At 62.0% G+C, this 13,633-nt stretch carries 13 protein-coding genes; 11 read left to right on the top strand and 2 right to left on the bottom strand.

The features are described 5' to 3' along the window. Position 1: 1 nt before the first annotated feature. From HZS63_RS11500 to HZS63_RS11485, 4 genes are read left to right on the top strand one after another with little or no spacing between them, the layout of a single operon-like run. Entirely contained in the window at positions 2–211 is a 210-nt protein-coding gene (locus HZS63_RS11500) for a hypothetical protein (RefSeq protein WP_054284883.1), read from the top strand. Beyond that, the gene (locus HZS63_RS11495; protein ID WP_055424140.1) at positions 204–623 is read left to right on the top strand and encodes a DUF6362 family protein; all 420 of its coding nucleotides are present in this window, start codon (positions 204–206) and stop codon (positions 621–623) included. The genes HZS63_RS11500 and HZS63_RS11495 overlap by 8 nt, the downstream gene beginning before the upstream one ends. Further along, positions 623–1,006: a type II toxin-antitoxin system RelE/ParE family toxin gene (locus HZS63_RS11490; RefSeq protein WP_180684172.1), complete on the top strand. Its 384-nt coding sequence runs from the start codon at positions 623–625 to the stop codon at positions 1,004–1,006. Before HZS63_RS11495 ends, HZS63_RS11490 begins: the two co-directional genes overlap by 1 nt. After that, a complete protein-coding gene (locus HZS63_RS11485) occupies positions 990–1,313 on the top strand; it encodes a helix-turn-helix domain-containing protein (RefSeq protein WP_144327724.1) in 324 nt (107 codons plus the stop codon). The genes HZS63_RS11490 and HZS63_RS11485 overlap by 17 nt, the downstream gene beginning before the upstream one ends. A gap of 389 nt (positions 1,314–1,702) precedes the next feature. Here HZS63_RS11485 and HZS63_RS11480 read toward each other — a convergent pair whose 3' ends face one another. Both HZS63_RS11480 and HZS63_RS11475 read right to left on the bottom strand, forming a co-directional pair. After that, positions 1,703–2,203: a DUF3489 domain-containing protein gene (locus tag HZS63_RS11480; RefSeq protein ID WP_180684171.1), complete on the bottom strand. Its 501-nt coding sequence runs from the start codon at positions 2,201–2,203 to the stop codon at positions 1,703–1,705. After that, the gene (locus tag HZS63_RS11475) at positions 2,200–2,403 is read right to left on the bottom strand and encodes a hypothetical protein (protein ID WP_180684170.1); all 204 of its coding nucleotides are present in this window, start codon (positions 2,401–2,403) and stop codon (positions 2,200–2,202) included. Before HZS63_RS11475 ends, HZS63_RS11480 begins: the two co-directional genes overlap by 4 nt. Positions 2,404–2,585: 182 nt before the next feature. Between HZS63_RS11475 and HZS63_RS11470 the strand changes: the two genes are divergently transcribed. The 7 genes from HZS63_RS11470 to HZS63_RS11440 all read left to right on the top strand — a co-directional run bounded on the left by HZS63_RS11470 (position 2,586) and on the right by HZS63_RS11440 (position 13,491). Further along, positions 2,586–2,792: a helix-turn-helix domain-containing protein gene (locus tag HZS63_RS11470; RefSeq protein ID WP_180684169.1), complete on the top strand. Its 207-nt coding sequence runs from the start codon at positions 2,586–2,588 to the stop codon at positions 2,790–2,792. A 76-nt stretch (positions 2,793–2,868) separates the two neighbouring features. After that, on the top strand, positions 2,869–5,406 hold the full coding sequence (locus HZS63_RS11465; RefSeq protein ID WP_180684168.1) for a site-specific DNA-methyltransferase: 2,538 nt from the start codon (positions 2,869–2,871) through the stop codon (positions 5,404–5,406). Continuing rightward, positions 5,403–7,925: a DEAD/DEAH box helicase gene (locus HZS63_RS11460; RefSeq protein ID WP_180684167.1), complete on the top strand. Its 2,523-nt coding sequence runs from the start codon at positions 5,403–5,405 to the stop codon at positions 7,923–7,925. Before HZS63_RS11465 ends, HZS63_RS11460 begins: the two co-directional genes overlap by 4 nt. 15 nt (positions 7,926–7,940) lie before the next feature. Beyond that, entirely contained in the window at positions 7,941–9,665 is a 1,725-nt protein-coding gene (locus HZS63_RS11455; protein WP_180684166.1) for a DUF262 domain-containing protein, read from the top strand. A 109-nt stretch (positions 9,666–9,774) separates the two neighbouring features. Next, positions 9,775–10,362, top strand: coding sequence for a hypothetical protein (locus tag HZS63_RS11450; RefSeq protein WP_180684165.1), 588 nt, complete (start codon positions 9,775–9,777; stop codon positions 10,360–10,362). After that, positions 10,334–11,089, top strand: a complete 756-nt coding sequence (locus HZS63_RS11445; RefSeq protein ID WP_219339173.1) for an AlbA family DNA-binding domain-containing protein — start codon at positions 10,334–10,336, stop codon at positions 11,087–11,089. The genes HZS63_RS11450 and HZS63_RS11445 overlap by 29 nt, the downstream gene beginning before the upstream one ends. A 35-nt stretch (positions 11,090–11,124) precedes the next feature. After that, complete coding sequence (locus HZS63_RS11440; RefSeq protein ID WP_246316330.1) at positions 11,125–13,491, top strand: TOTE conflict system archaeo-eukaryotic primase domain-containing protein; 2,367 nt, start codon at positions 11,125–11,127, stop codon at positions 13,489–13,491. Positions 13,492–13,633 lie beyond the last annotated feature (142 nt).

Below are 13,633 nucleotides of genomic sequence, written 5' to 3'. Positions count from 1 at the left end.
GATGGACATCCCGACCCCTCGCTACCGCTGCCCGCTGGGGCGCCTGCAGCCCGAGCCGATGGACGTGGAAGCCGTCAAGCGCCGCGGCTGGCGCGAGCAACGCCTGCTCGTCGTCTCCCTGGAGGACGACCGGCTCGATGGGATGGAACGCGAGCTGATCCGCCGAATCGGCGAGCGGCTCTACGGCGCACGGGAGGCGCGCCATGGCTGAGTGGACCGTCGAGCGGGTGGCCGAACGCTTCCGGGAGGCGGCCATCACCGCCCACCGCCTGCCGCCCGTGCGCGTGCAGGGCTACTTCAACACCTGGCCCGCGATCCGCCGCATGCCCTGGGAGACGCTGGGGGCCGAGCCGACGATCCGGCGCTTCCCGCCCAGCCCCGAGGCCATCGAGCGCATGCTCGAGACCATGCGCTGGGTCTTGTGGCTGGAGGAAGAGGAACGGCATCTCGTGTGGATGCGCGCCGAGCGCCACCGCTGGCGCGACATCTGCGCCCGCTTCGGCTGCGACCGGACCACCGCCTGGCGGCGGTGGCAGCGGGCGCTCTCGATCGTGGCCGACCGTCTGAACGGAGAGCAAGGAACTTCTCGACACATGGTGCCACTAAGTGGCATACTTCACTAATGAGAAGAGTCTTCAAGACGCGCCACTTCGCTCGTTGGATGCGCAAGACCGAACTGACAGACGCCGGGTTGTGTCAAGCGGTCGAGGAGATGGCCGCGGGCCTCATCGATGCCGACCTGGGCGGTGGCGTGGTGAAAAAGCGCGTGGGCTTGGGCAACCGCGGCAAGCGTGGTGGCGCGCGCACCCTGATTGCCACCAACAAGGGCGATCGCTGGTTCTTCGTCTACGGCTTCGAGAAAAACGAGCGGGCCAACATCGATGACGAGGAACTGGAGGCGCTGCGGGATCTGGCCGCCGATCTGCTGACCCTTCCCGCGCGCCAGTTGTATGACTCCGTTGCCGACGGAACATTGCAGGAGATTTGCCATGACAAACGAGCCTAAGTCCAAGAGTCGCCTGCTGCAGGCCGTTCATGAGACGGCGCGCGACCTGCATCGCCTGGGCTTCATCGACAAGCGCAAGATGCGCCAGTACGACGCGCTGTGCCTGGAGCCGGTGCATGAATACGACGCTGAGAAAGTGCGCGCCTTGCGCGAACGCCTGCACTTGAGTCAGGCCGTGCTGGCATCGGTCCTCAACACCAGCGTCTCGACCGTGCGCAAGTGGGAAGTGGGCGACAAGAAGCCCAGCGGTCCCTCGCAGAAGCTGCTCGACCTCATCGAACGCAAGGGGCTGGAGGCGGTGCTCTGATGGGGTAGCTCTTCCAAACCCATGCGCAACGTTGATGAACGCAGGGCGCGCTGACAGACAGTTTCGGACTGGATGCAAATCCGGGGTCGTTCAGGGGTGCAACAAAGCAGGCCGATCAGGGGTAGTATCTCGGCTAAGGTCTGGACAGCGGTGACGGTCGAGGAAGCCGCCCGGCCATTCACGGGTCCTTCCTGGCCGAAAGCCAATACGGGGGGCGCGAGCGCGGCGCTTCGCCACCGTCAGGGTGCAAACCGAGGTTTGCAGGGTTTGCGGTTTGCAGGCCAGCGCTGCCGCCACGGCCAGCGACCGGAAGGACGGCCAGGGTACGCATGTTGTGCGTACCCCAAGGGCCGGACCTGAACTCCGACCCCTTGCGGCGCGGCTGACCGTCAGCCGATCCGGTACACCCGCTCTCCGGCTGCGTTGTGCGTCAGCACCACGTTCAGGCCCAGGCGCTTGCGCAGCAGGCCCGAGATCGCGCCGCGCACGGAATGCGGCTGCCAGCCGGTCGCCAGCATCAGTTGCAGACTGGTTGCCCCCTGCGGGCGGCGCAGCGCTAGCACCAGCGCGGCGAGTTTGGTGCCAGGGCGCACCGGGATGCCCTCCAGAAGTTGGAGGCCGTCGGTGGTGTCGCACTTCGCGACGCCATCCGGCGGCACAGGCCGCTGTTGGCCGATGGCCGCGTAGCCCGCGTCGGTCAGCACGTGGTAGCCGTCGGCGGGCTCGATCCAGCCACGATCGAGCAGCGCAGTCAGCACCTTGACCCGTGCGCCACCGCGCAGCGTCTCAGGCGGAATCACTTGTCCATCGGCGCGGTGGGCGGCAGTGCGTAGCAGCAGGGCTTGAGTCGGGGTGAGCTTGGGCAGGGTTTCCATCGCGGCCTCCGTCACTCGGACCGACCGTCGAAGATGGCGAGCAGGTCGTCGAGCGCCTGCTCCACCCGCCCGAGGTCGCCAACGTGGCCCCAGTGGATGGCGTCAGGGTCGTGGCCGAAGTGGTTGTCGGTCAGTTGGCGCAGCCGGGCTACCTTGATGTGGATGGCTGCGGTGCGGGCGAGATAGGTGTCGATGGCAGTGGTCTTGGTGTTCATCGTGGGGCTCCTTGATTGGTGGATCACGCCACCATTCACGCGCTGAACGATCAAGAAGCCAAGAAAAAGATGATGCCCACGGCATCGAACCCTCGTCTGGTGGCCTTCAACCTGATAAATTGCAGTCTTTGCGATTCAAACCGACTTTATGCCGCCCCAACCGCTGCTGCCGGAGCCCTGCCATGACCGCTGAACCGTGGGTGTCCGTGGACCAGATTGCCGAGCATCTGGGTGTCACGCGCGACTCGGTCTACCGCTGGATCGACCGCAAAGGCCTGCCAGCGCACCGCGTGGGTCGGTTGTGGAAGTTCCAGGTTTCCGAGGTGGACGACTGGGTGCGCGCCGGTGGTGCCGATGAGCATGCGGCTCCGGAAGAAAAGGGCTCGTGATGACCGGCCCCGTCGAATTGCTGAATGAACACGAGTCTGCAGCCCGTGAGGGCTGGTAGGCCAAAAGGAGGGAAGTTTGTCCGCCATTGATACCCTGATCGCCCAAATCAGCGATCCCCGCCTGCGCGAGCGCCTCACTGCCGAGTGGAACAACGCGAAGAAAGAAAAGAAATTCGGCCTGGTGTTTGAAGATCACCTGCCGGAGTTGTTGCCGCTGCACGGTGCCAAGCCGCGCAAGGGCGATCTGGTGTGTCGCCGTCAGGGCGCACTGAAAGATGTGTGGCAAATCCAGTCCATCCACGCGGGCGTGGCCACCTGCGTCAAGCCCAGCAACGAGGCCCACCCCAGCGAACCCACCCGCGCAGCGGCAGAGCCGGTGCAGTTCCCGGTGGATGAACTGCTGGTGGTGCGGGAGTTTGGCGAGCCCATCTTCCCCGCGCTGGTGCCCGTGGATGCCGTGCAAAACGGCCCGGCAGATGCCCCCTGGCACACGCTGATCGAGGCCGATAACTACCACGCGCTGCAGTTGCTGGATTACCTGTATGCCGGCAAGGTGGATTGCATCTACATCGACCCGCCCTACAACACCGGCGCGCGCGACTGGAAATACAACAACGACTACGTGGACGGCAACGACCAGTGGCGGCACAGCAAGTGGCTGGCCTTCATGGAAAAGCGGCTGAGGCTGGCCAAGCGCCTGCTCAAGCCGGATACCGGGGTGCTGATCGTGACGATTGATGAGCACGAAGTGCATCACCTCGGGATGCTGCTGGAGCGGGAGTTTCCGGAGGCATACCGGCAGATGGTGACCATCGTCATCAACCAAAAAGGCGTGGCGCAAGGCCGCCTGTCCCGCGCCGAGGAATACGCGCTGTTCTGCTTCAACCCCGGCGTCACATTGGCCGCACACCACGACGATCTGCTTTCGCCCGACCGCGGGGATTCCAAGCGCTTTCAAACGCCGCGATGGGAGCGGTTGTTGCGAGGTGGTACCAACTCACGGCGCGAAGATCGGTATGGATTGTTTTTCCCGATCATGGTTGATCCGGAGAAGCGCAAGATCGTCGAGATTGGCGATCCTTTGCCGCCCGATCAACAACCTGACCTGAGTAATCTGTCTGATCGCCGCACGGCATGGCCCTTGCGTACTGACGGTACGCTCGGTAACTGGCGGGTCAGCCCACCGACCTTGCGCCAGCTGCTGGCCAAAGGCTACGTAAAGCTGGGCGGCTTTGATGAGGCACGGGGAACCTGGACCATTCTGTACCTTGGGCAAAAGGCACAAAACCAGATCGAAGCAGGCGTTATCGAGATCGTTGACCGGCACGAAGTGACTGGCGAAGTGACGGTGCGTTACACCGAAAGCCAGCAGCGCTCCATCAAAACGGTGTGGCACCGCGCCACCCACGATGCAGGTAACTATGGTTCGAGCTTGCTGCGCGGGATTCTGGGTGAAGGTGGGAAATTCTCTTTCCCGAAGTCGCTCTACGCCACGCGGGATGCCGTGGCAGCCATTGTCCGCGACCGCCCCAACGCCCTGATCGTGGATTTTTTCGCAGGCAGTGGCACTACGCTCAACGCCGTCAACCTGCTCAATGCCACCGATGGCGGGTCACGCCGCTGCATTTTGGTCACCAACAACGAAGTCTCCGCCGAGGAGGCGGCCGCACTGAGCGCACGCGGCCTGCAACCCGGCGATGCAGAGTGGGAGGCCCAAGGCATCTGCCGTTCGGTGACCTGGCCGCGCAGCAAGTACACCATTCTTGGTCGCCGTGACGATGGCTCGGTGCTGACCGGTGAGTACCTGACCGGCAAGACGGTGGAGCGCGAGAAAGCGCGCAGCTTCACGCAGATCGGTTTTGTCGATCCTTTGCAGCTCGACACACTGCCCAAGAAGAAGCAGTTGGTGGCGCTGATCGACGGCTTGCCGCAAACGCTGGTGAAGGACCCGTGCCCCTTCATCGTGTCGGAAGACCACAAGGCCAGCGTGCTGTTTGACCCAGCAGCCGCAGAAGATTGGCTGGAGGCACTCGACGGACAAGAGCACATCACCGACTTTTACATCGTCACGCCCGTCAAGCGTGTGTTCGACCAGTTGAAGGCGCAGGTGGTGGAGCTGCTCGGGCCGCTGCTGGTGCCCGAAGAAGAAAAGCGCCCGATGAGCGCGGGCTTTGCCGCTAACCTTGCCTACTTCAAGCTGGATTTTCTGGAGAAGGAGCGCGTGTCGTTGCGCCGCGCCTTCCGCGAGATCCTGCCGCTGCTGTGGCTGAAGGCGGGCGCCGTGGGGCCGCGGCCCGAATTGAAACGCGGCGAGCCGGAGCCGGTGCTGTTTGCGCCGGAGGGCAGCAATTTCGTGGTGCTGCTGGATGAAACCCGCATGGGCCGCTTGCTGAAGTCGCTGGAAGGCCGCACCGGCTTGTCGCAGGTGTTCATCGTCACCGACGCGGACGAATCCTTCAAAACCATGGCGCAGGACGTGCGCGAGGTGGCGGCCAAGGCCAACCCCGGCTTGGCGGTGGTGCAGTTGTACCGCGATTACCTGCTCAATTTCATGATCAACAAGAACCAGGACCGCGCTGCCGGTCACACCGATACCCAGGGAGCGCGGGCATGAAGGTCACCCTGTTCGATTTTCAGAAAGACGCGCTGGGCAAACTGCGTGAAGCGCTGGTCAGTGCCCGAAAAAACGTATCGCCCGATAACCAGCAAGTCGTGGCCTTCTCGGCGGCCACGGGCAGCGGCAAGACCATCATGATGACGGCGCTGTTCGAGGCGATTCTGGATGAGCCCGATGACCAGTTGGCCTGGCCGCTCGATTGGGTGCCGCAACCCGATGCCGTGATCTTGTGGGTGTCGGACATGCCCGAGCTCAACGAGCAGACCAAGCTCAAGATCGAGAGCAAATCGGACAAGGTGTACCGGGTTAATCAGCTCATCACCATTGATGCGCATTTCGACGCGCCCCGGCTGGATGGCGGGCGCATCTATTTCATCAACACGCAGAAGCTGGCCGTCAATCAGCCGCTGACCAATCGTGGCGACGGACGGCAGCATCTGATTTGGGAAACGCTGACCAACACGGCACGGGCGATTCCCGATCGCTTTTATGTGGTGATCGACGAGGCGCACCGCGGCATGACCTCGGGCAAGGGTGCGCAGGCTGCGCAGACCCTGATGCAGCGCTTCTTGTTGGGTTACCCCGAGGTTGGCCTGGTCAAGATGCCGATGGTGATTGGGGTGTCGGCCACGCCCAAACGATTCCTGGATTTGATCGCCAACGCTGAGCACACCGTGACCACGCACAAGGTGGCCGTGCCTGCTGAGGAGGTGCGCAAGTCTGGCCTGCTGAAAGACCGCATCCTGATTCATCACCCGGAAGCCGCCACCACGGCTGAGATGGCGCTTTTGGAAGAGGCGGCACGGCGGTGGGGGCAGATGACGGCCGCCTGGGGCGCGTACTGCCATGAAGAAAAAGAGCAAACCATCTGGCCGGTACTGGTGGTTCAGGTTGAGAACGGCTCAGAACGGCAACTGACCAAGACGGATCTTGGCGCAGCACTGACCGTGATCGAGAGTGCCATTGGCCGTCGCCTGAACGAAGGCGAGGTTGCCCATGCGATGCACGACACGGGTGACCTGGACGTGGGCGGCCGCCGGGTGCGCAAGGTCGAAGCCTCGCGGATTGATGCGGACAAAAACATCGGTGTGGTGTTCTTCAAGACCAGCCTGTCCACCGGCTGGGATTGCCCGCGCGCCGAAGTGATGATGTCGTTCCGCCGTGCGGAGGACCACACCTACATCGCCCAGTTGCTGGGCCGGATGGTGCGCACGCCGCTGGCACGCCGCATCGAGAAGGATGCGGCGCTCAACGATGTGCATCTGTTTTTGCCCTACTTCGATACGGGGGCCGTGGAAAGCGTGGTGGCCTCGCTGCACAACGCGGAAGATGTGCCGCCCGCCGAAACCGGCTCCAGCCGCAATTTGGTGGTGCTCAAGCGGCGCGAAGGCTGCGAGTCCATCTTTGCGGCACTCGACGAATTGATCACGTACCGTGTGAATGCCGCTCGGGCGCAAAGCCCACTGCGCCGGTATATGGCCATTTCACGCAGTCTGACCATCGATGAGATTGATGACGATGCCTGGGGCCGGGCCAAGCAGCAGATCGTTGAGTGGATGGGGCAGCGCATTGCAGCGATCAAGGCGGCAGGCCAGTTTGACGCGGCGACCAAAGCGATCACGCAGGTTGGCCTGCGGACCTTGGCTGTCAATAACGGCACTGGCGTAGCTGAGCCGACTGCGGACTATCACATTGATGCCTCGGACGTGGACATTGATCGGCTGTTCGAAGAGGCTGGGCGCGCCTTCAGTCACGGTTTGCAGATGGAGTATTGGCGCGCCCACGCGGATCGTGATGCGCTGGAAGTCAAGGTTGAGGCCATCGTTCTGGCTCGCAACGCGGCAGAAATGGCCGTGCTGGAATCCCAGGCAGAGGCCGCATTCGATGGTCTTTACGACCAGCACAAGAAGGCCATCTACAAACTCAAGGAGCAGCGGCGCGTCAATTACGAGAAGCTGCGGCTGGCGACGGCCAAGCCCAACGAGGTGCCATGGCAATTACCGGCATCCATCGACTTCAAGCGACTGCCGACTGATCCCCTCTGGGAGCGCCATCTGTATGTGGAAGGCAACGGCCAGTTCCGTGCCGAATTGGGCTCCTGGGAGGCCGGGGTGTTGAAGGAAGAACTGGCCAAGCCTGAAGTGGTCGGCTGGTTGCGTAACCTGCCCAAGAAGCCGTGGTCGCTGGAAATTCCATATGAGACAGGTGGCGACGTTCGGCCGATGTTTCCGGATCTGGTCGTGGTGCGCAAGGCCGGTACTGGCTTCGTTATCGACATTTTGGAACCCCACGATCCCAGCCTGGCTGACAACTTTGAGAAAGCGGTCGGTCTGGCAAAGTTTGCGGAAAAGCACGGCGGGTTATTCGGGCGCATCCAACTGATCCGCAAACAGTCTTCGGCTGGTGGCGAGCATTTCGTGCGCCTGGAAATCAACCAGGCCGCCACGATCAAGAAGCTGCTGCTGATCAACAGCAATCCGCTGCTTGATGATCTGTTTGCTGCTGCATCCAGGTAATCCCAGGGAGTGGAAATGAGTTCAAGTAAAAAGGGGCAAATCGAGAGCGCCAAAATTGTCATCGGTGAGGTGTTCTCACGTTTCTGGTTCCGCATCCCGGATTACCAGCGTGCTTACGTCTGGGGCAAGGATGAAATTTCCGAGCTGATCGACGATGTGAACTACGCCAGCGAGCACAACCCGGAAGGGCAGTATTTCCTAGGCTCGATGGTCTTGCGCAAAGCTACTCGCATCACCGATGGTGTGAGCTTTGAGGAGTACGAACTGCTGGATGGTCAGCAGCGCCTGACGACGCTGATGCTGATGTTGGCGTGCATTCGTGACCGGGTGGTGGACGACAAACTCAAGGGCGCTTGCCGGGAGATGCTGTTCCAAGAAGAGAACAAGTGGAAGAAGATTCCCGGTCGCAATCGCATCGTCTATGACATTCGCGATAACGTTGGTGCCTTTATCGAGCGCTACATCAAGACAGACGACGGGTCGCGCAGTATGGACTTGTCTGGCATCGCTGCCAGCAAGAACCTGTCACTTGCAAACATGGCTGCAGGCATGCAGACCATTCACGCCAGTTTTGATGACACAGGCCGCTTCCCGACAGCCGCAGACTTTGATCGCTTTGTCGGATATTTGCTGAACAACGCCCTGTTCATCTACGTGTCGACGGAGGATCTGGACGACGCTTTCCGCCTCTTCACCATCCTTAATGACCGCGGTATCCCCCTGTCAAACAGCGACATCCTCAAGGCCAAAAACCTTGGCGCCATCAGCAAGGACAGTGAGCGCACCAAATGGGCCGAATACTGGGAGGAGGTCGAGGGCGAGATGGGTCGTGATGAATTCGACCGATTCCTATCCCTGGTGCGCACGATCTACGTGAAAGATAAGGCGCGCGAAGGTCTGCTCAAGGAATTCGACGAGCGCATCTACGGTGCCAAACCACCGTTGCTGGCGCTGGGCACTGACAGTTTTGAGGCTGTCAAAGCCTACAAGGACGCTTTCGACGAGGCAATCCAGTTTGATGGCCTGCCAACCAGCCTTGGCAACGCGTACCGCAACCGCATCAACGTGATGCGCCGTGGCTTGCCTGCCACCGATTGGATTCCACCGGTGCTGGCCTGGTATCGCAAATTCAAGGCTCAGAAACTGCTCGACCTGATCGAGCGCATCGATAACAAATTTTCGGCCGACTGGATTGTGCAGCTGACACCAACCCAGCGGATCAGCAACATGAACGAGGTGCTCAAGGCCATCGAGTCAGCCAGGACTCCAGACGAGGTCTTGGCCAGCAGGGTTTTCGATTTCGACTCTAAGCAGCTGATGGATCTGCTCGACGGTGCGATCTATGGGCGGCGCTTTGCCAGGTATGTGCTGTTGCGTTTGGAATATCTGCTGGCCAGTCATGCCGCACCCTTGAACTTGCCCGACGAGATCAGCGTCGAGCACATTCTGCCGCAGACACCGGGCAAAGCCAGCCAATGGCTCAAGGATTTCACCGATGCGCAGCGTGAGGTATGGCTTCACCGGCTCGGCAACCTGATGCTTCTGTCACGACGTAAGAACACGTCGCTGGGCAACCTGGACTTTGCCGACAAACGAGTGCGCTACTTTGAGGACCGAGTCGAAAGTTTGCCAAACTCCCAACGTCTCTTGGCTTTGGGAGCTTTCACGCTGAGTGACCTGGAGTCTCGACACCAAGACTTGCTGAACCGTCTGGCTGGATCGTATGGGGTAAAACCATGACATTTCGGCGAATGCGTGAGGATGACATCATCGCTCGTTTATTGGCAACCGAATGCCTGCCGGCAACCATTAAGGCGTGCTTAATGGTTCGGACCAAGGACTGATTCGCATGGCAACGAAGAAAACCACCAGAGCCACGCCCAGTTGGAGCGACGTCAAAACCAAGCTGGCCGATTTCGACCGCGCCGGTTTGCTGGGGCTGGTGCAAGACCTGTACGCCGCCAGCAAGGACAACAAGGCGTTTTTGCACGCTCGTTTTGGGCTGGGCGACGACCCGCTGGAGCCCTTCAAGGATGTAATCATCCGATGGATCAACCCGCCTGACTTTCGCAACCCGATCTCGGTCAGCAAGGCCAAGAAGGCCATCAGCGATTACAAGAAGGCACTGGGCCAGCCAGAGGGATTGGCCGAACTCACGGTGTTTTACTGCGAGGAAGTGTTCGATTTTCTGGCCGGTTGCGGCATGGACGATGAAGGCTTTTATGACGCACTGGTGCGGATGTTCGAACAGGCGCTGAAATATGTGCTGGCACTTCCCAAGGGGCAGCAGGCGGCATTTCTAGCGAGGCTCGACCGGGTGCGTCAGTTGGGGCAAAACGTCGGTTGGGGTGTGGGCGATGGTTTCGACCATTTCTGGTCGGAAGCCGGCTTAGCGGGGGGAAAAGAGTATGAGCAAGCTCCCGATCAATCTCCATGATCTGCTGCGCCAACGCACGGTCGAGGGTGAGCGCATCGAGTACAAGGCCGGGTGGAATCCGGACCCGATCATCCGTACCGTGTGCGCCTTCGCCAACGACTTCGAAAACCTCGGCGGCGGTTATGTGGTGATCGGGCAGGATTGTGATGCCAATGGTCAACCGGTGTTTCCGCCGGTGGGGCTAGCCGATAACCAGCTCGACAAGATTCAGCAGGAATTGTTGGCCGCCTGCCAGTTGATCCAGCCGCCGTACTTCCCGGTATTGAGCATAGAGGAAGTCGAGGGGCGCAAGCTGATCGTGCTGTGGGCACCGGGCGGGCAGAACCGGCCTTACAAAGCGCCGGAAGCCATTACGGCGAAGCACAAGGTCTGGAAGTACTTCATCCGCAGGTACAGCAGCACGGTCGAGGCCAAGGGCGAAACCGAGCAAGACTTGTTGAGCCTGGCGGCCAAGGTGTCATTCGATGACCGCTACAACCAGTCGGCACGAATCGATGATCTGTCGAAGCCCTTGATGCAGGCCTTTTTGCAGGAGGTGGGCAGCACGCTGGCAGAGGATGCGCCCGGGCTGTCGGTCGAGGCCTTGGCCCGGCAGATGAATGTGGCGGGCGGACCCACCGAATCACCGTGGCCCAAGAACGTGGGCTTGCTTTTTTCGGCGGGACATCAAAAGCTGGCGATTGCCCGGACGGATGGACCATCCGAGGCGCAACTTCAAGTGGCATGACATGTTTTGCATCGATCCGGTAGACGCCGCAATTCATGAGCGCCGGCACGATGGCCGACAGCGATGAACTTTCGGCGTTGCGCGCCGAGAACTCCCGTCTGATCGCACTGCTCGAGTCGCACGGCATCGAGTGGCGTGCGCGTCAGCAGCCCACTCCGCCGCCTGTGGAGTCATCGAGACTGTCCACCGACGAAAAGGTCGCGCTCTTCCGGCGCCTGTTCCGCGGCCGCACCGACGTGTTCCCCGTTCGATGGGAAAGCAAGACCACCGGCAAGTCGGGCTACGCGCCAGCCTGCGCGAATGAGTGGCGCGCCGGCGTGTGCGAGAAGCCACGCATCAAATGCGGCGATTGCGCCAATCGCATGCTCATCCCGCTGTCGGACGCCGTGATCTACAAGCACCTGGCCGGCGATCACACGGTCGGGGTGTATCCCCTGTTGGAGGACGACAGCTGCTACTTCCTGGCTGTCGACTTTGACGAGGCCGAATGGCGGGATGATGCACAGGCATTCATGCAGTCGTGCGCAGAGCTTGGTGTGCCGGCGGCGCTGGAGATTTCGCGCTCCGGTCAGGGGGCTCACGTCTGGGTGTTCTTTGCCGACCGGGTGGCGGCGCGCGATGCCCGCCGCCTGGGCACGGCCATCGTCAGTCATACCTGCGCGCGCACGCGGCAGCTCCGCCTCACGTCTTACGACCGGCTGTTCCCGAACCAGGACACGATGCCCAAAGGTGGGTTCGGCAATCTGATCGCCTTGCCCTTGCAGAAGGGTCCGAGGGAAAGGGGCTTCAGCGTGTTCGTCGACGCCGAGCTGCGCCCATACCCGGACCAATGGGCATTCCTGGCCTCCATCCAGCCGATGGCCGCGCACGACATCGAGCCGACCATCCTGCGTGCCACGGGTGGCGTCCATCCGCTGGACGTCACCTTCATCGACGACGAAGACCTGGCCACGCCGTGGAAACGCGAGAGCACTTCGACCAAGAAGCTGCCCGGGCCGATGCCAAAGTCACTAAGCGTGACGCTGGCCAACCTGATCTATTTCGAGAAGGCCAAACTGCCGCAGGCGCTGGCCAACCGCCTGATCCGGCTGGCAGCGTTCCAGAACCCCGAGTTCTACAAGGCGCAGGCGATGCGGATGTCGGTGTGGGACAAACCGCGTGTCATCGGCTGCGCCGAGAACTACCCCCAGCACATCGCGTTACCCCGAGGGTGTCTGGATGCCGCCCTGTCACTGCTGCGTGAAAACGGCATCGTCTGCGACCTGAGAGACGAACGCGTTGCCGGCCAGCCGCTGGACGTGTCTTTCGTCGGCAGTCTGCGTCCCGACCAGGAAGCCGCCGTCGCGGCGATGCTGCCCTTTGATGCCGGGGTGCTGTGCGCACCGACCGCCTTCGGCAAGACGGTGACGGCCGCCGCGATGATCGCGCGCCGGGGCGTCAATACCTTGGTGCTGGTTCATCGAACCGAACTGCTCAAGCAGTGGCAGGAGCGGCTGCAGGCGTTTCTGGGCGTCGGCAAGGGTATGGTCGGCACCATTGGCGGCGGCAAGGCCAAGCCCACCGGCAGGATCGACATCGCCGTGATGCAGTCCTTGTCTCGCCAGGGCGAGGTGAACCCGCTGGTCGAGGACTACGGCCACGTGATCGTCGACGAGTGCCACCACGTCGGCGCCGTCTCCTTCGACGCGATCCTCAAGCGAACCAAGGCGAAGTACGTGCTGGGCCTGACGGCGACTCCGATCCGACGCGACGGGCAGCAGCCAATCATCTTCATGCAGTGCGGGCCGATCCGCCACAAGGCGGCTACCCCGGCCGGGGCGCCGCACGACCTGGAGGTCGTGCCGCGCTCGCGCCATGCGTGGATCGATCTCCCGCCAGATGCCGGCATCCAAGACGTCTTCCGTCATCTCGCCAGCGATCAGGCCAGGACCGAGGCCATCGCCGCCGAGGTGCGCGATGCTTGGGCGCAAGGTCGGAAGGTGCTGGTCCTGACCGAACGCACGGAACACCTCGACGCCATCGAGGCGGCCCTCGGCAGCCTGGAGCCGGCGCCCTCCGTGCTGCATGGCCGGATGTCCAAGAAGCAGCGCGCAGACCTCATCGCCCGGCTTGACGCGCTGCCGCCCGACGCGCCCCGAGTTCTCCTGGCCACCGGCAGGCTGGTCGGCGAGGGCTTCGACCACCCGCCGCTGGACACACTGGTGCTCGCCATGCCGGTGTCCTGGAAGGGCACGCTTCAGCAGTACGCCGGGCGTCTGCACCGGGAGCACGCCAGCAAGACCGACGTGCGGATCATCGACTTTGTGGACACCGGTCACCCGGCGCTGCTGCGGATGTGGGATAAGCGCCAACGTGGCTACCGGGCGATGGGGTATCGGATCGGCAATGAAGATTCGGAGTGAGGCGTGAATTCGCTAGTGCCCGCAGTAACCCGCGCCATCGCTCATCAGCTCGGGAGGCCAGCCAGCACGCGGTCAACCGTCCGCCACCAACACCCAAGGGCCAACCGGAACGGTTGGCCCTTTTTCTTGTGCGCCCAGCATG

It is taken from the genome of Tepidicella baoligensis (assembly GCF_013432195.1).
Lineage (GTDB): Bacteria > Pseudomonadota > Gammaproteobacteria > Burkholderiales > Burkholderiaceae_C > Tepidicella > Tepidicella baoligensis.
This window is presented reverse-complemented; position numbering and strand designations above follow the sequence as displayed.